This window comes from Rhizobium sp. J15 (assembly GCF_002531825.1).
Lineage (GTDB): Bacteria > Pseudomonadota > Alphaproteobacteria > Rhizobiales > Rhizobiaceae > Rhizobium.
On the sequence record NZ_NWSX01000029.1, the window covers coordinates 1 to 21,459 of the forward strand.

Genomic DNA, 21,459 nt, shown 5'->3' on the forward strand with positions numbered 1-21,459 from the left:
GCCGGATGCGCTGCAAATTAATCGCCCGACGCTCTAGGCTGTGGATTGTGGCTGTCGCCTGGGGCTGCGGGCGAAAACTGGCACTGTTGTCCGATTGATACAGCTTTCACGATGTTTGGAACGAACGTCTAAAAATCCTTCGAAAGGATTCGATTGCTGGAATAAAATTTTATTAACCAGATTTTTTGACGTGTCCGTCAATATCTTTACGTAAATTAGCCGCTGCAATGACCGGCGGTGCTGCCGAGGGCCGCGTTGCCATTTCCGGCGAACACTTACACAGTGTCGCCACATCAATTGCTGGAGTGGGGGAGACACAATGGCACCGCGTATGTTTTCCAAGGGCGTAACGTCGCTCGTTCTTTTTTCGTCGCTTGCCGCGCCGTCCTTTGCCGGTGGCCTGGAGCGTGGCGGATACAATATCGATCAGCTGTTCGATACATCGCCTTTCTCGTTCCAGTCGGGAGTGACCTACGTCACACCGCAGCGCAAGCTGAAGGATGTCCGCGACACGGATACCTCGGCATCTCCGGGCGGTGGCAATCTGAATAGCCGGCCAGACACCGCCGACGAAACCGCGAATTACACCATCCCCTATATTGGCTTTAAGGCTGGGTTCGCCGATACGATCGACTGCCTTGTCGATTATTCCGAGCCCTTTGGCGGGCATTCCAACCCGGGTCTGAACTGGGCTGGCGCCAACAACAATATCGAGACGAAGATCGAAACCCGCAACTATGGCGGCACCTGCTCCTATCGTTTCGATGTCGGCCCCGGGCAGCTTCGCTTCATCGGCGGCGCCTTCTATCAGGAAGTTGAAGGCTTCAAGGAGCGTCTGGTTTCAACGGTTCCGCTTCTTTTCGGCACCGGCACAGGCGTCGGCCGCCTCGATCTCGACGATAGCGGCTGGGGCTGGCGCGCCGGTATTGCTTACGAGATTCCTGAATATGCGATGCGCGCGAGCCTCGTTTATAACAGCCGCGTAAAATACGACAATCTGACCGGCACGGTGGATCTGACGCAGGTGAGCGCGCCGATTGCGCCGCTCAATGGCGCTCCATATGGAAGGGTCACGGACGTTTTCGGCTCTGCTGAGGCGCCGGATTCGCTTGAGCTGAAGCTGCAGAGCGGTATCGCTCCGGATTGGCTCGCTTTCGGATCGGTCAAGTGGACGAACTGGAGTGTCCTCCAGTCGGTGCCTTTCTGCCCGACCTCGACGAAGGGCCTTGTCGCCTGCCGCTCCGGCGGCGCGACGGAGCTGACCTCGCTTGATCTTCTCTATCGTGATGGCTGGACGATCACCGGTGGCGTCGGCCACAAATTCAATGAGCAATGGGCCGGTGCCGTCAGCCTGACATGGGACCGTGGCACCAGCCAGGGCTATGGCGCGCAGACCGACAGCTGGACGGTGGGTCTGGGTGCCGCCTACACGCCGACCGAACACATCGAATGGCGCTTCGCCGGCGCCGTGGGCGTGTTGACGAGCGGTTCCTCTGGCGTTGTGACCGAAAATGGCGTCACGTTTGGAGATGATGTCTCCTATTCCTTTGACAATGATCTGGTCGCTGCACTGTCGACCAGCATAAAGATCAAGTTCTAATTGCCCGATTTGAAGAATTAAGGAGCCCGGCGCTGCCGGGCTCTTCTTTATTCGCGCCCGTTAATCATGTCATTTCCCGGCCTCGTTTTGTGACGATTCAGCAACACTTTTTTACGACGGATGGCGTATGGTGGCGATGGGGCGAATTTGTCCATTTCCCGCCACAAAGAGGGAGCACCGCTATTTGCGGGCGAGGTGATGGCAGACTTACGGTGCGTGTAATTAGTAGCATGGGTCGATTTTTTTCCGGTAACACCAGATCGTACGGCGCGATTGGCGACAGTCGTTTGATTGCGGCCGTTTCCGGCCCCGCGATGACGCCGTCGACCGGCTTATTGTCGGTGTTTTCTGCCCGCTCGCATGGGCAACGGAGCGTCGCCGCAGATGTCGATACCGGTTTGGTCACATTTGCTATTTACGAATGCGATAAAGGCGGGAAGGCGGATGCCGCGCCTGCCGAAAGAATGCCGGGAAAATTGCAGTCGGGCCGTGCCGGGAGCCGGGTGGTCCTGAATGATGTGCTGAAAATTTGGCCTTTGCGAAAAGGCGGATGGGCTGGATGCGACGCGGGCAAAGGAGCCATGGAGCTCGCCGCGGGATCGCTCGCCTTGACGGGACACATCCGCGGGATGCACGGTGCAAGCGCCGTCGCCTGCCAGGGATGAACGAAAGAAATCGGTTGAAATGGTAACGTCCGAGTTCAAACTGTTCAAATTCATGCTGATGGGCATGTCGGTGGCCGTGGCGCTGGCCATGACTTGCCCGGCTCGCGCCTTCGACATCAAGGCCGGCGTCAGCAAGGAATCCGGTCCTTTCGATCTCTTCAAGTTCGGCTTCAAGGCCTATAAGAACGGACAGAAGGAAGAGGCGGTCGAAGCCTATAAATACGCCGCCGAAAAAGGCCATACCGGTTCGCGCTGGGCGCTTGCCAACATGTATGCCGATGGCGACGGCGTCACCCAGGATGATTTCGAAGCCTTCAAGATCTACAGCGAGATCGCCCAGCAGGGCGTCGAACCCGGCTCTGAAGATACAGGCTTCTTCGTCAACGCGCTGCTCTCGCTCGCCAATTATTACAAACACGGCATATCAGGCAGCCCCGTGAAGGTGGATCTCACCCAGGCCCGCCAGCTCTATTTCCAGGTGGCCTCCACCTTCGGGGTTCCCGAGGCGCAGTTCCAGCTGGCACAGATGATGCTGGCCGGCGAGGGCGGTTCCGCCAGCCCGCAGCAGGCGAAGAAATGGCTGAACCAGGCCCGCAAGAGCGGCCATCCCGGCGCCATGGCCGTGTTCGGCAATATTCTTTTCGACGAAGGCCAGACGGCCCGCGGCCTGGCGCTGATGACGGCGGCGCTCGACCGCTGCAAGCCGAAGGATTGCAACTGGATGGAAGCACTGCAGGAGCAGGCCTTCTCGGTTGCCAACGAAGCCGATCGCCGCACAGCGGTATCGCTATCCCACAGCATCTCCAGCGGCTCCGACGACTGAGGAGCAACCTCAGGCGGCGAAATCGAAATAGGCGATCACGGGCACGTGGTCGGACGGCTTTTCCCAGGCCCGCACATGTTTTTCGATTGCAGCCGACGTCATCCGGTCGGCCGCTTCCGGCGACAGCAGCAGATGATCGATGCGGATGCCGTTGTTCTTCGGCCATGCCCCGGCCTGATAATCCCAGAATGAGTAGAGCTGCGTCGCATCCGTTGTCGCGCGCACCGCATCCGTCAGTCCGAGATTTTCGAGCCTGCGGAATGCCTCCCGCGTCTGCGGCAGGAACAGCGCGTCATTTTCCCAGACCTTCGGATCGAAGCAGTCATGCGGTTCGGGGATGACGTTGTAATCGCCGGCAAGGATCAGCATCTCCTCATAGGCGAGCCGTTCGGCGGCGAAGGTCCGCAGACGCTCCATCCAGGCGAGCTTGTAGGGATATTTCTCCGTGTCGACGGGATTGCCGTTCGGCAGGTAGATGCAGCCGACGCGCAGGATGCGCTTATCGGCCAGTGTGAACACCGCCTCGAGAAAACGGGACTGTTCGTCCAGCGGGTCGCCGGGCAGGCCGCGGTTGACCTCGAAGGGGGAGCTCTTGGAGAGGATCGCCACGCCGTTGAAACCCTTCTGGCCGTGCGTCTCGACGTGATAGCCGAGCGCCTCGATCTCGAGCCTCGGAAAACCCTCGTCGATCGTCTTGATCTCCTGCAGGCAGACGATATCGGGATCGGAATCCTTGAGCCACTGGGTGAGATTGTCGATGCGCGCCTTGACGCCGTTGATGTTCCAAGTCGCGATCTTCATCTCTTCGTCCTGTTTCGCTTCGCGCGCTACTTTTATCGCGGTCTTTCACAACAGGACAAGACGATAAACCGGCCGGAAGCAATTCTTCGGCCGGTCGTTGGGGACAGAGCTGTATGTTCTGATGTTCAGATCGAGAAGCTGGTGCCGCAGCCGCAGCTTGCAACCGCATTTGGGTTCTTGATCTGGAAGGATTGGCCGAGCAGATTGTCGACGAAATCGATCTCCGAACCTGCCATGTAGACGAGCGACAAGCTGTCGATCAGCACTTTGGCGTCGTTCTTTTCGACGATGATGTCGTCGTCATCAGCGCTGTCGGCGAGGTCGAACTTGTAGGAAAAGCCCGAACAGCCGCCGCCTTCGACGGAAACCCGCAATGCGCTCTTGCCGGCCTCCGCACCGATGATCGCCGCGATGCGCTTTGCCGCGGCGTCCGAAAGGGTTACACTCGTATCCGTCATGTTTCCTCCTGCCGGGGTCAAGATCCGGAGAGAATGGGTTTCGGCACTCGAAGGTTCAAATGCCTGATATCAAAGGAACTTACCATGATCTTCGTTAAAAGGCCATGATGCGCCGAAGCGGTTGGGAACACGCCTCTTTGCCGTTTCATCGGGCTATAGGTATGAAGGGCGCAAAGCGGCGTCAATGGGCAGATGCGGCAACAGGCAGAATGACGGTGAAGAATGACGATTGACAGGCGGGCTTTAGGATTTGGCGGCAGCGAGAGAGCAGTCTATGCGGCGGACCCTTGGACGACGCGCGGGCGCCTCTATCCGGAAGACGACAGTCCGACGCGCTCCGATTTCCAGCGCGACCGCGACCGAATCGTCCACACCACCGCCTTTCGCCGGCTGAAGCACAAGACGCAGGTCTTCATCGCCCAGGACGGCGATCATTACCGAACGCGGCTGACGCATACGATCGAGGTAGCGCAGATCGCCCGCGCGCTGGCCCGCGCCTTGAAGCTCGATGAGGATCTGGCCGAGGGCGTGGCGCTCGTCCATGATTTCGGCCACACGCCCTTCGGTCACACAGGCGAGGATGCGCTGCACGAGGTGCTGCTGCCCTATGGCGGCTTCGACCACAATGCCCAATCCCTGCGCATCGTGACCAAGCTCGAGCGGCGTTATGCCGAATTCGACGGCATCAACCTGACATGGGAAAGCCTGGAAGGTCTGGTCAAGCACAATGGTCCGCTGCTGACGCCTGATGGTGTGGGCACGCGTGGCCCCGTTCCGCAGCCGATCCTCGATTATTGCGAACTGCACGATCTCGAGATTGCGAGCTATGCCAGCCTCGAGGCTCAGGTCGCGGCGATCGCCGACGATATCGCCTACAACACCCACGATATCGACGACGGGCTGCGCTCCGGTTACCTGACTTTCGACATGCTGGAGGAAATTCCGTTCCTTGCCGGGCTGATGGCCGAGGTTAGGGGGCGATATCCCCATCTGGAGCCCAGCCGCTTCACCCACGAGATCATGCGTCGTCAGATCACCCGCATGGTCGAGGACGTGATCGGCGTCGCGCAGCAGCGGCTTTCCCTTATCCGCCCGCAGAGCGCAGCCGATATCCGCGCCGCCGACCGGGTCATTGCCACCTTTTCCGAGGGGATGGCCGAAACCGACAGGCAGATCAAGGCGATGCTCTTCAAGCGCATCTACCGCAATCCCGATATCATGCGCATCCGCGCCGGCGCCGCCCAGATCGTCACCGACCTCTTTGGCGCCTACATGGCCAATCCCAAGGAGATGCAGAGCCATTACTGGGTGGATCATATCGCCGGCCTCTCCGACGCGCCGAAAGCCCGCCATGTCGGCGACTATCTGGCCGGCATGACGGATACCTATGCGATCAGCGCCCACAGGCGATTGTTTGACCACACTCCGGATTTGCGATAGGCAGCGGTCGCCCCGCCGAGGCCGATTTGCGCCTTTGGCACAGCCTATGCATGGAAGAGTGCGATGAACCTTTTTACCGACTTCGAAGCCAGGATCAAAACCGCCCTTGAACAGATCGATCTGGTCAGGGAAAAGCGATCCGAGCTCGATTTCGGCCGCATCACCGTCGAGCCGCCGCGCGATGCGAGCCATGGCGATGTCTCGACCAATGCCGCGATGGTGCTGGCAAAGCCGCTCGGAAGCAATCCGCGCGCGCTTGCCGACGTCATCATCGCCAAGCTCAAGGAGGATGCCGACGTCGCCGATGTCTCGGTCGCCGGTCCGGGCTTCATCAACATCCGTCTCGCCGTCGGCTACTGGCAGCGGCTGCTCGCCTCGATGATCGGCTCCGGCACGGATTACGGCCGTTCGACCCTCGGCAATGGCCGCAAGGTCAATGTCGAATATGTGTCTGCCAATCCGACCGGCCCGATGCATGTCGGCCATTGCCGTGGCGCCGTCGTCGGCGATGCGCTCGCCAACCTGCTGGCTTTTGCCGGTTACGGCGTCGAGAAGGAATACTACATCAACGACGCCGGCTCGCAGATCGACGTGCTCGCGCGCTCCGTCTTCCTGCGCTATCGCGAAGCCCTTGGCGAAAGGATCGGCGAAATCCCCTCGGGCCTTTATCCCGGCGACTATCTCGTGCCTGTGGGACAGTCGCTTGCCGCCGATTATGGCGTGCGGCTGCACAACATGCCGGAAGAACAATGGATGCCGATCGTCAAGGATCGCACGATCGACGCGATGATGGTCATGATCCGCGAGGACCTGGCGGCGCTGAACGTCCATCACGACATCTTCTTCTCCGAGCGGACCCTGCACGCCGATGGCGCGGCCGCGATCCGTAAGGCGATCAACGACCTGACCTTCAAGGGCTATGTCTACAAGGGCGCGCTGCCACCGCCGAAGGGCCAGCTTCCCGAGGACTGGGAGGACCGCGAGCAGACGCTGTTCCGCTCGACCGAGGTGGGCGACGACATGGACCGGCCGCTGATCAAGTCGGACGGCTCCTACACCTATTTCGCCGCCGACGTCGCCTACTTCAAGAACAAGTTCGACCGTGGCTTCGACGAGATGATCTATGTGCTCGGCGCCGATCATGGCGGCTACGTGAAGCGTCTGGAAGCGGTTGCGCGCGGCGTTTCGGAAGGCAAGGCGAAGCTGACGGTGCTGCTCTGCCAGCTCGTCAAGCTCTATCGCAACGGCGAGCCGGTGAAGATGTCGAAGCGCTCCGGCGATTTCGTGACACTTCGGGACGTCGTCGAGGAAGTCGGCCGTGATTCGGTCCGCTTCATGATGCTTTACCGCAAGAATTCCGAACCGCTCGACTTCGATTTCGCCAAAGTGACGGAACAGTCGAAGGATAATCCCGTCTTCTACGTGCAGTATGCGCATGCCCGCTGCATGTCCGTCTTCCGGCAGGCGAGGGAGGCTTTCCCCGGCCTCGAAGTTTCGCCCGAGGATCTTGCGAAAACCGTTGCTGGCATTGGCGATCCGGCCGAATTGCAGCTGGTCGCCAAGCTCGCCGAATTCCCGCGTGTGGTCGAGGCGGCGGCCCAGTCGCAGGAGCCGCATCGCATCGCTTTTTACCTCTACGACCTCGCCAGTTCGTTCCACGCGCACTGGAACAAAGGTAAAGATCAGCCGGAATTACGATTTGTTAATGATAAAAACCGAGAATCAAGTATTGCCAGACTTGGGCTGGTGTACGCCGTCGCGTCGGTTTTGAAGTCGGGACTTGCCATTACAGGCACTGCAGCACCTGACGAAATGCGATAACGTCACCATTTCCCCACAATGCGCTGGCATTTGAGCGTTGGCGTTTGCGAGTGGGATAGGCATGGCTGAGAAACAACTTGCGTATGATACGCGCGGAAAAGACGATCTGTTTGCCGACGATGATCCGTTGGCGGAACTTGCCCGTATCGTCGGCTTCGAACCGCGTGTTGCAGCAAATACGGTGAACGAAGCCGCGCGGCGCGAGCCTGCCCTCGATCTCGAGGACGAGCTTGTGCGCGAGTTCGATCGTTACGACTCGCCGCGCCCGCTTGGCGAACTCGACCGGCCGGCCGAGCCGGTCGCCGAGGATGTTGATCCCGAGGATTATGTCGAGCCCGTTCTCGACGCTTCCCCTGTTCTCGAAAGCGCTGAGGCTCCCGAGCCGGTTTCCGTTGCTCCCGCTCCCGTCGAGGAAGCGGCTGTGCCCGCCGCAAGGGGCTGGGACGAGCAGGCTGCCGATTGGGCTGCCGGTCCGCAGCAGCTTTCTGTCGATCCTGATTTCGAAGCGCCGGTTCAATCGGCCTTCGGCGGTGCGCGCGACCTGATCGAGGAGCTCGAGCTGTCGATCGGTGCGGCGCCCGTCTCTCCAGTGCCGCAGCCTGCCAAGGCGCCGCAATGGTCCGCCGCCAGCATCAGGCTGCCGCTTGCCAATTTCCACGCGGCCAAACGCGAGGAACCGGTCGTCCAGCTGGAGCCGGTGATCGAACTCGAAGTCGAGCCGGTGGTTGAGGCGCGGGTCGATCTCCCCGAGGTCGAGCCGCAGCCGGCAATCGAGCAGCCGGCGCCAGTCGCCGCTGTCGAGCCGTCCGAGGAATTCGAATCCGCGGCTCCGTCCCTTGGCTTCCCCGCCGAACTCGATCGTCATGACGATGAGCTGGCCGCGCCGGAAGAGACTGCGCAGGCTGAGGAGTTCGTAGAAATCCAGGAAGATCAGGATTTCGACTCCGACGCCGGTTTCGATCTTGCTGCCGCCGTCGAAGGTGAAATCCAGGCCGATGCCGCGCTGACGGAGGTCGTTCCCGAAGTGCCGCATACCGCCGGCACCTTCGATCTCGACGATCTGCTCGCCGACGTCTCGCGCTATCCCGTGCCGAATCCGGTTTTGAAGCGCGCCAATCCGGTGGCCGTTGCGCCGCAGCCCGCGCCGATCGAGGCTGCGCCCGTTGCAGTCGCTCCCGTCCAGCCAGATCCGATTGCGCCTGCTTCGGTCGAACCGGCTCCGGCCTATGTCGTCGAAGCCGCAAGGCCTATCGCGCCGCAGCTTGCCGAGGCCGCTCCCCAGCAGCCCGCCGCAGCGTCGTATCCCCGGGCGCCGCAGCCGTTGCCGGAAGCCGACGATCCCTTCGCCGGCCATGATTTCGAGCTGGACCTTGCCGGCATCGAACTGGAACTCGCCGATCTCGATTTCTCCGAGCCGGGCGAAGCCGAGCCGCAGCCGGAACCGCAGGTGCCGGTGATGGCGCCGCAGCCGCAGGCGGTCGCCCCCGCGCCTCAGCCGGTGACGCGTCCGCAGGCTGCTGCCGCGCCCGCGCAGCCCGCTCCAGTCATCACCTCCGAGCCGCCGGCTCCAGCGCAGGCTCCGGCCTTCAACTGGACGCCGCTCGCCGAATCGACCGAGGACCTGCCGTTTGATCCGGCGATGATCTCCGATCCGGAGGAGCGTCCCGAGACGGTCGACGACATGCACGTGCCGGCATTGCCGCCGGTCGAGCAGCCGGCGCCTGTTGCGAAAACCGCAGATTTCGATTTCGATCTCGATGCGGAAATCGCAAGCTTTTTCGAACCCGCCAAGCCGCGCGAAACGCCGGCGCCGGTTCGCGACACCGCCGCCGCCGCGGCAAAGCCGGTCAAGCCGACCATCGCCGATGGCCTCGATGATTTCGAACGGGCGCTGGAGGAGGATTTCCGCCGCAGCGTGCGCGAACCCGTCGAGCGCCGCGAGAATGTGTCCGAGGTCCGCATCGAATCTGCAAGCCAGGCCGCCGATTTCAGCCGCGCCCGGTCCATGCGCCGCCTGCTGGCCGGCGCCGTCGTGCTGGTGGTCTTTGCCGGCGTCGGTTACGGCGTCTATTCCTCCGTCTGGAACGGCGAGGGGCTCGGCATCGTCGCATCGGGCGAGCCGCGCGTAATCGTCGCCGATAAGGAGCCTGTCAAGGTCGTTCCGGAAAATCCGGGCGGCAAGACCGTGCCGAACCAGGACAAGGCCGTCTACGACCGCGTCGCGGGTTCGGCCGAAGAGCCGAAGCAGAAGGCGCTCGTTTCCTCCGACGAGGCGCCCGTCGATGTCGTTCAGCGCACGCTGACGCCGGAGGCGCTGCCTGAGGACGATGAGAACGCCGGCGCCAATGATCAGATCACGCCGACCGCAGTCGGCGAGACGGAAGATCCGCGTCTGCTGCCGAACCAGGACAGCGCCGATAGCGGTGCTGCAAGTGACGGCGACAAGGCTCCGTCCGTTTCGCCGCGCAAGGTCCGCACGATGATCGTCAAGCCGGACGGCACGTTGGTTGCCCGCGAGGAACTGGCGCCCGCCGATCAGCCGGCGCAAGCTGCCCCGGCGACGCAGTCTGCCCGGGCGACGCAGTCTGCCCAGGCGACTTCGCCGGCGCTGGCGCCCCAGTCGACCCCGGCCGTGCCTCCGGTCGGCGGATCGGCCGCAAGCTTCCCGGCAAGCGCCGAAGTCGCTTCCGCTGACGCTCGTTCGGCCGCACCCGTCGAAACCGCGCCGGCACAGCCGTCGCCCGCCGCAACCGTCGATACGCCGGCCGCAAATGCTGCCCCGGCCGATGCGCCGGTGCGTCCGGTCAAGACGACGGCGGTCAACGATACCGCGCCGGTTCCGATGGCCCGCCCAGCCGAGCAGCCCGTCAACATCGTCGGCACCGTGACCGAAAAGGGCAATGTCCGCCAGCCCGCGCAGCAGCCGAAGACGACGCAGGTCGCGGCCGCTTCACCGGCTGCCGCCCAGCCTCAGCAGGCGGCATCCGCCGGCGGCTACGGCATCCAGATCGCCTCGCTGCCGTCGGAAGATGAAGCCAACAAGTCCTATGCCAGCCTGTCGAAGAAATTCGCCAGCGTGCTCGGCGGCCGCGCCCATGAGATCCGCAGGGCCGATATCGCCGGGAAGGGCACTTTCTACCGTGTCCGCATCCCGGCCGGTTCGAAGGACGAAGCCGCTGCACTCTGCGAACAGTATCGCGCGGCCGGCGGAAGCTGCCTGATCTCTAGGTAATTTGATATCGTCGAACAAAAGAGCGGCGGGCCGGATCGGTCCGCCGCTCTTTTTTGTGCATCGCGCCCGACCTTGCTCGCATTTGCCGGGCCGGCGTCTATGATTCTCACATGACCGAATCAAAAGCGATGATCCTTGGCTGTAGCGGCCTTTCCCTCACCCCCGAAGAGAAAGCCTTTTACCGGGGCGAGCGGCCTTGGGGTTTCATCCTCTTCGGGCGAAACATTTCCGAAGCGGAGCAGATTGCCGATCTCGTCGCCGAAATGCGCGAAAGCGTCGGCTGGCATGCGCCGGTGCTGATCGACCAGGAGGGCGGCCGCGTCCAGCGTATTCGCCCGCCCATCTTCTCGCGTTACCCTTCCGGCCAGGCGCTTGGTGATCTCTATCGCCGCGACCCGGCGCTCGGGCTTCGTGCCGCCTGGCTGCTGTCGCGGCTGCACGCCTTCGACCTTTCGAAGCTCGGCATCAATGTCGATTGCCTGCCGGTGCTCGATGTGCCGGTCGAGGGCAGCAGCAATGTCATCGGCGACCGCGCCTATGGCGGCGACCCCGAGACCGTGATCGCGATGGGCCGTGCCGCCGCCGAAGGGCTGAAAGCCGGCGGCCTGCTGCCCGTGATGAAGCACATGCCGGGCCATGGCCGCGGCTTTGCGGATTCGCATCTGGAGCTGCCTGTTGTCACCGTCTCGCGAAATGAGCTGGAGGTCCATGATTTCCCGCCCTTTGTCGCGATGAAGGACGAGCTGATGGCGATGACCTGCCATCTCGTCTTCACCGCCATCGACGCGGACAATCCGGCGACGACCTCACGTAAGGTGATCGATGGCGTCATCCGTGAGCATATCGGTTTCAACGGCCTGCTGCTCTCCGACGACAGCTCGATGAACGCTCTTTCCGGCACGCTTGGCGAACGCGCGGCGAATATCATTGCAGGCGGGTGCGATATCGTGCTGCATTGCAATGGCAAGATGGACGAGATGGTGGATGTCGTGGCAAATGTTCCTTCGCTCGCTGGCCTGTCGCTTGCCCGCGCCAAAGCGGTCGAAGCAGGCTTCGCGGCGCCGGATGCGGCTGATGAAGCGGAAGTGAGGGCGGAATTCGAGGCAATGTTTGCGACGGTCTGATCGTAAGGGAGCAGTGAGGTGAACACGGTCAAGGGCACGGAGCGTCCGCAGGCGGCAACGCCGATGGACAAGCTGTGGCAGGACAACAGCGCCGAGCGCGCCAGCCACGAGCCGGCGCTGGTGATCGACGTCGCCGGCTTCGAAGGCCCGCTCGACCTGTTGCTCTATCTCGCCCGCAATCAGAAGGTCGACCTGTCGCGCATTTCCGTGCTGGCGCTCGCCGAGCAATATCTGCAGTTCGTCGAAAGCGCCCGGCGCATCCGCATCGAGCTTGCCGCCGATTATCTCGTCATGGCGGCCTGGCTTGCCTATCTCAAGTCGCGGCTGCTGATACCTCAGCAGGTCAAGGATGACGGCCCGTCCGGCGAGGAAATGGCGGCAACGCTCGCCTTTCGCCTGAAACGCCTCGAGGCCATGCGCCAGGCGGCGGAAGGCCTCGTCAACCGCAACCGCCTTGGCCGCGATATTTTTGCCCGCGGCGCGCCAGAGCATATTCCCGACCGGCAGCAATCCGCTTACGCGGCAAGCCTCTACGACCTCCTGACCGCCTATGCGGCGCTGCGTCAGCGCCATGCCGTCACGCAGGTGACGATCGAGAGGCGCAACGTCTGGTCGCTGACCGAAGCGCGCGAGCTCTTGACCCAGATGATCGGCGAAATCGGCGACTGGACGGCGATGGAACATTATCTGCTGCGTTATCTCGCGGCGCCCGAGGAACGCATCACGGCGATCGCCAGCGCCTTTGCCGCCTCGCTGGAACTGGTGCGCGAAGGCAAGCTCGAAATCCGCCAGGACGGTGCCTTTCAGCCGATTTTCATGCGGCGCGGTCCGAAACATGCCACGCTGCAGGTGGTTGAACAGGAGCGGCAGGCTTGATCGATCTGAACAGCGAAGAGGAATTCGAGGAAGAAGGCCGCGACATTCAGGCAGAGATCGAGGCCGAGCGGACCGCCGAGGCGCTGGTCTTCGCGTCTTCGCAGCCGGTTTCCGAAGGTTTCCTCGCCGAGCGTTTGCCGAGAGGTGCGGACGTGCGGGCGATCATGCAGCGTCTGAAGGAGCAATATGCTCCGCGCGGCGTCAATCTCGTCCAGGTCGAGGGCGCCTGGGCCTTCCGCACGGCTGCCGATCTTTCCTTCGTCATCCGCCGCGACGACAACGAAGTAAAGAAGCTCTCGCGCGCGGCATTGGAAGTGCTGGCGATCATCGCCTATCACCAGCCGGTGACGCGCGCCGAAATCGAAGATATCCGCGGTGTCCAGACCTCGCGCGGCACGCTCGACGTGCTGATGGAGGCCGGCTGGGTGCGTTTCCGCGGCCGCAGGCGCACGCCGGGCCGGCCGGTGACATTGGGCACGACGCGCGACTTTCTCGACCATTTCGGCCTTGAGGAGCTGCGCGATCTGCCCGGTCTCGAAGAACTGAAGGGCGCGGGCTTGCTGTCGGGCCGCATTCCGGCGAACTTCAATATTCCCTCGCCGTTGATGAACGACGAGCTGACCGAGGATGAGGATCCGATCACGCAGATGGACCTCGAGGAACTTGGGTTGCTTGCCCCGCGTGGTACCCCAGAAGATTGAAGTCCCGCGTCTTGTTTTTGCCATGCATCGCGAAAACAATGTCCTCACCACTTTTCGATGGGTCGGTGGCTTGTCACAAAGGGCGATACCGTGACATTAAGCTCAGTTCAAAGGGCTTGATGTTGGAAACGGTGTGGGAAATCCTTACATCGAGGGAACATCACAACAGGGAGTTAGCGTAATGGGTTCTTTTAGCATGTGGCACTGGCTGATCGTTCTGGTCATCGTGCTGTTGTTGTTCGGTCGCGGCAAGATCCCGGAACTGATGGGCGACGTCGCCAAGGGCATCAAGAGCTTCAAGAAGGGCATGACGGACGAAGACGGGCCGGAAACGGCGAAGACCGTCGATCACAAGGCCGACGAAACGAAGTAAACAAGTCCGGGAAAAAGCGCAGCCCCCGCGCTTCCCGTCCAGGAGCCTTGCATGTTCGATATTGGCTGGACCGAGCTTTTGGTCATCGCGGTCGTGCTGATCGTCGTTGTCGGTCCCAAGGATTTGCCGCCGATGCTGCGCGCTTTCGGCAAGATGACGCAGCGTGCCCGCAAGGTGGCGGGCGAATTCCGTGCGCAGTTCGACGAAGCGCTGCGCGAGGCCGAGCTTGACGATGTCCGGCAGACGATCAGCGACGCCCAGAGGCTCAACCCGGTCAACAGCCTGCGCGAAGCGATGAACCCCCTTCGCCAGATGGGCAACGAGATCAAGGCCGATCTGCAGAAGGCGAGCACGCCGCCTGAGAACAAGACCGAGGTGCCGCCGGCCGCCGTTTCGGCCCCGACGCCGTCGATGAGCCTGCCGGAAACGCCGCCCTTGGTTCCGGCACCCGCACCGGCGCCGGAACCGGTCGCCGCAGCGGCCGTCCAGGCCGATACGATTGCCGCCAAGCCGAAGGCGCCACGCAAGCCGCGTGTCAAGGCTGCCGATAAGGCTGATGCCGCCGCCGCCATCGCCGCGCCGGTCGAAAAGCCGAAACGCGCGACGGCAGCCAGGAAGCCCGCAACGCCGAAAACGCCGGCGCAGACTGAGAAGAAGGACGAGGCATGAGCGGTGAAATCGAAGACAAGCCGCAGCCGTTGATCGAGCACCTGATGGAGCTGCGCACGCGGCTGATGTGGTCGATCGGCGCGTTCTTCATCGCCTTTGTCGTGTGCTTCTTTTTCGCCAAGCACATCTTCAACTACCTGGTCTATCCCTACAAGCTCGCCGTCAGCTGGGCCAACCTCGATGTCGAGAAGGCGCAGCTCATCTACACCGCGCCGCAGGAATTCTTCTTCACGCAGGTGAAGGTTGCCATGTTCGGCGGCCTTGTCATCGCTTTCCCGATCATCGCCGCGCAGATCTACAAATTCGTCGCGCCGGGCCTCTATAAGAACGAACGCGCGGCCTTCCTGCCGTTCCTGATCGCGTCTCCGATCCTGTTCCTCCTGGGCGCCGCGCTGGTCTATTTCTTCTTCACGCCGATGGTCATGTGGTTCTTCCTGTCGATGCAGCAGGCGCCCGGCCATGACGAGGTAGCGATCTCGCTGCTGCCGAAGGTCTCGGAATATCTGAGCCTGATCATGACGCTGGTCTTCTCTTTCGGCCTCGTCTTCCAGCTGCCGGTTATCACTACGCTTCTCGCCCGCGTCGGGCTTCTGACGTCGCAATGGCTGTCGGAAAAGCGTAAATTCGCGATCGTGCTCGCCTTCGTCGTCGCCGCGATCCTGACGCCGCCCGATCCGATGTCCCAGATCGGCCTTGCGCTGCCGACGATCCTTCTCTACGAGATTTCCATCTACGCGGCACGACTCGTGGAGCGTCAGCGTTCCCAACGGGCACTTGAAGAGGAATCTGGTTCCTCCGACGTCGCCAAGACGGACAGCGTCTGACCGTCCCGGACATTTCCTTGAAGTCTGCCGTTTCCTATCCGGTCGGGTTTTCCGGCCGGGTCATTTCTGTTGCAACGAGTTGGAACGACGATGCTCGATATCAAATGGATCCGTGAGAATCCCGAAGCGCTCGATGCCGCCCTTGCCAAGCGCAGTGCGGAGCCTCTGGCCCAAAGTCTCGTCGCCCTTGATGAAAAGCGCCGCTCCGCCGTGCAGAAGGCACAGGATCTGCTCTCGCGCCGCAATGCCGCCTCCAAGGAGATCGGCGCGGCCATGGCGCAGAAGAATACGGAGCTGGCCGAAAAGCTAAAGGCCGAGGTCGCCGAAATCAAGGAGACGCTGCCCGCAGCCGAGGAGGAGGAGCGCACGCTTTCCGCCGAGCTCAATGACGCGCTCTCGCGCATCCCGAACGTGCCGTTCGACGACGTTCCCGTCGGCAAGGACGAGCACGATAATGTCGTCACCCGCATCGTCGGCGAAAAGCCGCGCTGGAACCATACGCCGAAGGAGCACTTCGAAATCGGCGAGGCACTCGGCTACATGGATTTCGAGCGCGCCGCCAGGCTCTCCGGCTCGCGCTTCACAGTTCTGACGGGGCAGCTTGCAAGACTCGAACGCGCGCTCGGCCAGTTCATGATCGATCTCCACACTAGAGAGCACGGCTATACCGAGGTCAGCTCGCCGCTGATGGTTCGCGCCGAAGCTCTGTTCGGCACCGGCAATCTGCCGAAGTTCGAAGAGGATCTCTTCAAGACGACCGACGGTCGCTACCTCATTCCGACGGCCGAGGTGACGCTCACCAATCTGGTGCGCGAGGAAATCCTCGACCAGGACAAGCTGCCGCTGCGCTTCACGGCATTGACGCCCTCCTTCCGCTCGGAAGCGGGCTCCGCCGGCCGCGACACGCGCGGCATGCTGCGCCAGCACCAGTTCTGGAAGTGCGAGCTCGTCTCGATCACCGATGCGGAAAGCTCGATTGCCGAGCATGAACGGATGACCGCCTGTGCCGAGGAAGTGCTGAAGCGCCTCGGCCTGCATTTCCGCACCATGACGCTTTGCACCGGTGACATGGGCTTCGGCTCGCGCAAGACCTATGATCTCGAAGTCTGGCTGCCGGGGCAGAATGCCTTCCGCGAAATCTCGTCCTGCTCGGTCTGCGGCGATTTCCAGGCCCGCCGGATGAATGCGCGCTACCGCGGCAAGGACGACAAGAGCAATAAGTTCGTTCATACGCTGAACGGCTCCGGCACTGCCGTCGGCCGCTGCCTGATCGCCGTCCTCGAAAATTATCTGAATGAGGACGGCTCCGTCACGATTCCGGACGTTTTGCTGCCTTATATGGGCGGATTGACCAAGATCGAACGGGCGGCCTGAGGCGATGCGCATCCTGCTTACGAATGACGACGGCATTCACGCCGAAGGTCTCGCCGCGCTGGAGCGGATCGCGCGCACGCTGTCCGACGATGTCTGGATCGTCGCGCCCGAAACCGACCAGAGCGGCCTTGCCCATTCGCTGAGCCTTTCCGAACCCCTGCGCCTGCGCAAGATTTCCGACAAGCACTTCGCGCTGCGCGGTACGCCCACAGATTGCGTCATCATGGGTATCAGGCAGGTGATGGACATTAAGCCGGACCTGGTTCTGTCAGGCGTCAATTCCGGCTCGAACGTTGCTGACGACGTGACCTATTCCGGCACGATTGCCGGCGCCATCGAAGGCACGATGCAGGGTGTTCGCTCCTTCGCGCTGAGCCAGGCCTATCTCTATGAGGACGGCGCGCGCATCGTGCCCTGGGAAGTGTGCGAGGCGCATGCGCCGGCTCTTCTCGAAAAGCTGATGGTTTTGGACCTGCCGGAAGGCACCTTTCTCAATCTCAATTTCCCGAACTGCCGTCCCGAGGAAGTCGATGGCGCTGAGGTGACCATGCAGGGCAAGCTCGCCTTCAATCTGCAGGTCGACGCCCGCTCCGATGGCCGGGGCTTCCCCTATTACTGGCTGAAGTTCGGCGAGCGCGCCGGCGCCTTTGTCGAAGGCACCGATATTCACGCCTTGAAGCACAACAAGATTTCGGTAACGCCTTTGAAACTGGATCTGACCGATTATTCCGTGACGGACCGCGTGGCGCGGGCACTGGGATACGGAGCACAGGTTTGACGGCAAGACTGGCGGAGAAGGAAGGCTTTGCGGCGCTCGTCCTCAGGTTGCGCGCCGAAGGCATCTCCGACCTCGATCTGCTGACGGCGGTCGAGCAGACGCAGCGCTCGCTCTTCGTGCCGCCGCAATTCGCAGACAACGCCTATTCCAGCCGGACGATACCGATCGAATGCGGCTCCTTCCTCGAAGGCATCGATTTTGCCGTCCGTATTCTGCATCATCTGAAGCTCAAGCCGGGGCAGCGCGTTCTGGAGATCGGTACCGGAAGCGGCTTTACCGCCGCCGTCATGGGCCGGCTTGCCGAGCGTGTTCTGTCTATAGACCGCTACAAGACGCTGACATCGGCGGCGCAGCGGCGCATGGAATCGCTTGGCCTGCGCAACGTCGTCATCCGCCATGCCGACGGCAGCGCCGGCATGCAGGGGGAGGGCACGTTCGATCGCATCCTGGTAACGGCCGCCTTCAACGCTATGCCGCGCTTTTATAGCGACCAGCTCGTTTCCGGCGGTTCGATGATCGCGCCGCTGATGATTTCCGAGAACGAGTGCCGCATGGTGCGGCTGACGAAAACCGGCAGCCGGTTCGAACGCGAGGAACTGTTCGAAGCCCCTTATCTGCCGATCGTTCCGCGCCTTGCCTCGCAGCTGTAGGCACTGTGATTTTTCACCCGTAAGCTATGGTTAGCAACTTCTCAAAAATATCGCACTGATTCCAGCATCTTAACCGCGTGGTAACACTAACGCGCTTTAATAGACTCACAAATGGTTGCGTTCTCAGTGGGTCGAGTCATGCGTTTCAGTCTTTCGCCGAAGTTCGGGAAGTCAGCCGGTAATCTTCTGGTTGTTGGCTTGCTTGCAAGTGCCGCAACGGGCTGCAGTTCCGATGTGACACGGTTTGGCGGCTTGTTTTCTTCCTCAGGGCAGGATCAGATCACCACAAGTTCCATTCCGCGCAGTGGCGGGCAGCAGGGTGATCCGGTGCCGCGCGCCGATCTCGGTGGCTCCGCCGTTGCAAGCCAGTCCGGCTACGGTGGCGGCAATGATACGATGAGTCAGCCCTATCCGGCGCGTCCGAGTTATGATCCGGTCCGCACGTCGAGCGCCCGTATGGCTTCCGCGCCGGTCTCGGTGCAGCGTTCCGAGCTTGCCGCTCCGACGGCTGTCGCGCCGTCCCGTCTGCGGGAAAAGGAAGTAGCGCTCGCCCAGCCTTTCCCGGCGTCGCCCCAGGCCGAAAAGCCCCGGTTGGTCGCTCCGGCTGCGCCGAAAGCAGCGCCCGATGCCCTGACGACGGGCACGACGCCGAAGGTTTCCGGCTGGTCCGCGGCCAACGCGCCATCCGTGACGCTGCGTCCGGGTGAAAGCACAGCTACGCTCGCCAGACGCTTCGGTGTTCCGGAAAAGGAAATCCTGCGCGTCAACAACCTGAAGACGGCTTCCGCTGCCATGCCCGGTCAGGCAATCCTGATCCCGACCTACAACGGCGGCAATGCTGCCAAGGCGGCGTCGCAGGCGGCGGATCTCTCCAAGCCCGGTCAGATGCCGGAGCCGGCCAAGGCGCCGGAGCAGAAGGTGGCCGTCGTACCCGGCGCCAACTCTGCCCGCGACAAGGCCCTGGCAAGCGCCGATCCCACAGGCAAGCTTCCGGCTGGCGCCGGCAAGGATCCGAAGGCGCCTGCCGGCGGCTATATCGTCAAGCAGGGCGATTCGCTGGCAAAGATCGCCAAGGCGACCGGCGCCAGTGTCGACGATCTCAAGGCCGCCAACAGTCTCTCAGGTAATTCGCTGCGCGTCGGCCAGGCCCTGAAGATCCCGACGGCCTCCGCCGACACCATGAAGACCGCTTCGATCCCGGCTGAGAAGGTCGATCCGAAGCCGGCCGAGTCCGCGCCGGCCCAGCAGACGGCATCCGTTCAGCCCGCGCCTTACAAGGCTCCGGCTGCGACCCAGACGGTCGACGATGTCGAGAAGAAGTCTGATGTCAGCTCCGCGGCGCCGGAATCGACCGGTATCGGCAAATACCGTTGGCCGGTTCGCGGTCAGGTCATTGCCGCCTACGGCGCCAACGTCAACGGCAACCGCAATGACGGCATCGATATCTCGGTGCCGCAGGGCACGCCGATCAAGGCCGCCGAAAACGGCGTCGTCATCTATGCCGGCAACGGTCTGAAGGAACTGGGCAATACGGTTCTCGTCCGCCACGACGACGGCACCGTCACCGTCTACGGCAACGCCGATACGCTGAGCGTCACCCGCGGTCAGAAGATCCAGCGCGGCCAGACCGTTGCGGTTTCCGGCATGAGCGGCGACGTCAAGCAGCCGCAGGTCCACTTCGAGGTGCGCAAGGATGCGTCCCCGGTCAATCCCATGACTTTCCTGGAATAGGTATAGCGTACCAGGAAGCGCAAAAGCCCGGCCACCCGCCGGGCTTTTGTCATTTAATGTGCAGACGCAACGCGCATCAGGCTCGGTCGATATGGATGCGCATGCGCCCGGCCAGATCCTGAATATACTGCCATGCGACGCGGCCGGAGCGGGCGCCGCGCGTCGTCGCCCATTCCAGTGCCTCCGCGTGCATCTTGTCGCGTTCGAGCCCGAGCTTGAAGTGGTCGGCATAGCCGTCGATCATGCCGAGATAATCATCCTGGCTGCATTTATGGAATCCGAGCCAGAGGCCGAAGCGGTCGGATAGCGACACCTTCTCCTCGACGGCTTCCGACGGATTGATCGCCGTCGACTGCTCGTTTTCCATCATGTGGCGCGGCAGGAGATGGCGCCGGTTCGATGTGGCGTAGAAGAGCACATTGTCCGGCCGCCCCTCGACGCCGCCGTCGAGCGCCGCCTTCAGCGATTTGTAGGCCGTGTCGTCGTGGTCGAAGGAGAGGTCGTCGCAGAAGACGATGACGCGGTACGGCGTGTCCTTCAACAGGTCGAGCATGGTGGGAAGGCTCGCAATATCCTCGCGATGCACTTCCACCAGCTTCAGCGCAACGCCGCTTTCGCGCCTGACATCCTCGTGCACCGCCTTGACCAGCGAGGATTTGCCCATGCCGCGCGCGCCCCAGAGCAAAACGTTGTTGGCAGCATAACCTTCGGCGAAACGCACCGTATTTTCGTGCAGGATGTCGCGCACGTGGTCGACGCCGCGGATGAGCTTCAGCGCTACGCGGTTTGGTTTCTTCACAGGCTGCAGATGCTGGCGCTGCGGCGCCCAGACGAAACAGTCGGCCGCGTCCCAGTCGTTGACGACCGGCGCCGGGCCGGCAAGGCGCTCGACGGCGTCGGCGAGCCGCTTCAGTTCGGCAAGCAGGGCGGCGTTGGTTTCCTCGGTCATCGGGAACTCCTGATTTCTCGCTATAGCAATCCGCTTTGATCTTTCGATGCGGGGTAGCATGGCATTTTGAACCCGGAAAGGTTATGAGGCAGCGGAATCGGTACTGTCTCCGGCTGTTTCTGTTGCATTCATCGAAGCGGCAACTATAGTCCGGCAACCTGAAAAGAGAGGCGGAGTTCCGCCGTAGAAGCCTGAGGAGTTTAGCATGTTCATCACCCCGGCATTCGCCCAAACTGCGACCGATACCGCAACGGGATTCGGCAGCTCCGGTTTCGAAATGATCATCCTGTTTGTGCCGCTGATGGTCGTCTGGTACTTCCTGCTGATCCGTCCGCAGCGCGCGCAGGCCAAGAAGCGCGAAGAAACCCTGAAATCGATCCGTCGCGGCGATCAGGTGGTGACCGGCGGCGGTCTCGTCGGCAAGGTCACCAAGGTCGTCGACGACAAGGAACTGGAAGTCGAGATCGCAGAAGGCGTTCGCGTGCGCATCGTCCGCAGCGGCATTTCCGATGTTCGCGTCAAGGGTGAACCTGTCAAGGCCGACGCCGCGTAACGAGCGCTAACGGCAGG

Annotated in this window: 20 protein-coding genes; 17 read left to right on the plus strand and 3 right to left on the minus strand. The window is 62.1% G+C overall.

What is annotated here, in order from left to right; translation table 11 throughout:
- Positions 1-319: 319 nt before the first annotated feature.
- From CO670_RS21900 to exoR, 3 genes are all read left to right on the plus strand, one after another.
- Positions 320-1,600, plus strand: a complete 1,281-nt coding sequence (locus CO670_RS21900; RefSeq protein ID WP_097592192.1) for an OmpP1/FadL family transporter — start codon at positions 320-322, stop codon at positions 1,598-1,600.
- A gap of 230 nt (positions 1,601-1,830) precedes the next feature.
- Entirely contained in the window at positions 1,831-2,265 is a 435-nt protein-coding gene (locus tag CO670_RS21905) for a hypothetical protein (RefSeq protein WP_097592193.1), read from the plus strand.
- 19 nt (positions 2,266-2,284) lie between these two features.
- A complete protein-coding gene (gene exoR / locus CO670_RS21910) occupies positions 2,285-3,088 on the plus strand; it encodes an exopolysaccharide production regulator ExoR (RefSeq protein ID WP_097592194.1) in 804 nt (267 codons plus the stop codon).
- A gap of 9 nt (positions 3,089-3,097) precedes the next feature.
- On the opposite strand, the gene xth is transcribed toward exoR, so the two are convergent.
- Complete coding sequence (gene xth, locus CO670_RS21915; protein WP_097592195.1) at positions 3,098-3,889, minus strand: exodeoxyribonuclease III; 792 nt, start codon at positions 3,887-3,889, stop codon at positions 3,098-3,100.
- Positions 3,890-4,014: 125 nt separating this feature from the next.
- A complete protein-coding gene (erpA, locus tag CO670_RS21920) occupies positions 4,015-4,347 on the minus strand; it encodes an iron-sulfur cluster insertion protein ErpA (protein ID WP_097592196.1) in 333 nt (110 codons plus the stop codon).
- Positions 4,348-4,569: 222 nt separating this feature from the next.
- Here erpA and CO670_RS21925 point away from each other — a divergent pair, with 222 nt between their 5' ends.
- The 13 genes from CO670_RS21925 to CO670_RS21985 all read left to right on the plus strand — a co-directional run bounded on the left by CO670_RS21925 (position 4,570) and on the right by CO670_RS21985 (position 19,940).
- Complete coding sequence (locus CO670_RS21925; protein WP_097592197.1) at positions 4,570-5,787, plus strand: deoxyguanosinetriphosphate triphosphohydrolase; 1,218 nt, start codon at positions 4,570-4,572, stop codon at positions 5,785-5,787.
- Positions 5,788-5,850: 63 nt separating this feature from the next.
- The gene (gene argS, locus CO670_RS21930) at positions 5,851-7,608 is read left to right on the plus strand and encodes an arginine--tRNA ligase (RefSeq protein WP_097592198.1); all 1,758 of its coding nucleotides are present in this window, start codon (positions 5,851-5,853) and stop codon (positions 7,606-7,608) included.
- A gap of 61 nt (positions 7,609-7,669) precedes the next feature.
- Positions 7,670-10,840 (plus strand): SPOR domain-containing protein, encoded by a 3,171-nt coding sequence (locus tag CO670_RS21935; RefSeq protein WP_097592199.1) that lies wholly within the window; start codon positions 7,670-7,672, stop codon positions 10,838-10,840.
- 110 nt (positions 10,841-10,950) lie between these two features.
- On the plus strand, positions 10,951-11,964 hold the full coding sequence (nagZ, locus tag CO670_RS21940) for a beta-N-acetylhexosaminidase (protein ID WP_097592250.1): 1,014 nt from the start codon (positions 10,951-10,953) through the stop codon (positions 11,962-11,964).
- An 18-nt stretch (positions 11,965-11,982) separates the two neighbouring features.
- Complete coding sequence (locus CO670_RS21945; protein WP_097592200.1) at positions 11,983-12,840, plus strand: ScpA family protein; 858 nt, start codon at positions 11,983-11,985, stop codon at positions 12,838-12,840.
- Entirely contained in the window at positions 12,837-13,541 is a 705-nt protein-coding gene (gene scpB / locus CO670_RS21950; RefSeq protein WP_097592201.1) for an SMC-Scp complex subunit ScpB, read from the plus strand. The genes CO670_RS21945 and scpB overlap by 4 nt, the downstream gene beginning before the upstream one ends.
- Positions 13,542-13,722: 181 nt before the next feature.
- Positions 13,723-13,914, plus strand: coding sequence for a twin-arginine translocase TatA/TatE family subunit (locus CO670_RS21955; RefSeq protein ID WP_097592202.1), 192 nt, complete (start codon positions 13,723-13,725; stop codon positions 13,912-13,914).
- A 51-nt stretch (positions 13,915-13,965) separates the two neighbouring features.
- Positions 13,966-14,583: a Sec-independent protein translocase protein TatB gene (gene tatB / locus CO670_RS21960; protein ID WP_097592203.1), complete on the plus strand. Its 618-nt coding sequence runs from the start codon at positions 13,966-13,968 to the stop codon at positions 14,581-14,583.
- Positions 14,580-15,407, plus strand: a complete 828-nt coding sequence (gene tatC, locus CO670_RS21965; RefSeq protein WP_097592204.1) for a twin-arginine translocase subunit TatC — start codon at positions 14,580-14,582, stop codon at positions 15,405-15,407. The genes tatB and tatC overlap by 4 nt, the downstream gene beginning before the upstream one ends.
- 90 nt (positions 15,408-15,497) lie before the next feature.
- Positions 15,498-16,781 carry a serine--tRNA ligase gene (gene serS / locus CO670_RS21970; protein WP_097592205.1) on the plus strand — a complete coding sequence of 428 codons (1,284 nt, stop codon included), beginning with the start codon at positions 15,498-15,500 and terminating at the stop codon, positions 16,779-16,781.
- A gap of 4 nt (positions 16,782-16,785) precedes the next feature.
- Positions 16,786-17,559 (plus strand): 5'/3'-nucleotidase SurE, encoded by a 774-nt coding sequence (gene surE, locus CO670_RS21975; RefSeq protein WP_088675293.1) that lies wholly within the window; start codon positions 16,786-16,788, stop codon positions 17,557-17,559.
- Positions 17,556-18,209, plus strand: coding sequence for a protein-L-isoaspartate(D-aspartate) O-methyltransferase (locus tag CO670_RS21980; protein WP_088675294.1), 654 nt, complete (start codon positions 17,556-17,558; stop codon positions 18,207-18,209). Before surE ends, CO670_RS21980 begins: the two co-directional genes overlap by 4 nt.
- Before the next feature lie 138 nt (positions 18,210-18,347).
- Positions 18,348-19,940, plus strand: a complete 1,593-nt coding sequence (locus tag CO670_RS21985; RefSeq protein ID WP_097592206.1) for a M23 family metallopeptidase — start codon at positions 18,348-18,350, stop codon at positions 19,938-19,940.
- A 76-nt stretch (positions 19,941-20,016) separates the two neighbouring features.
- On the opposite strand, the gene CO670_RS21990 is transcribed toward CO670_RS21985, so the two are convergent.
- Positions 20,017-20,889, minus strand: coding sequence for an ATP-binding protein (locus CO670_RS21990; RefSeq protein WP_097592207.1), 873 nt, complete (start codon positions 20,887-20,889; stop codon positions 20,017-20,019).
- 205 nt (positions 20,890-21,094) lie between these two features.
- Here CO670_RS21990 and yajC point away from each other — a divergent pair, with 205 nt between their 5' ends.
- Positions 21,095-21,442 (plus strand): preprotein translocase subunit YajC, encoded by a 348-nt coding sequence (gene yajC, locus CO670_RS21995; protein WP_088675297.1) that lies wholly within the window; start codon positions 21,095-21,097, stop codon positions 21,440-21,442.
- Positions 21,443-21,459 lie beyond the last annotated feature (17 nt).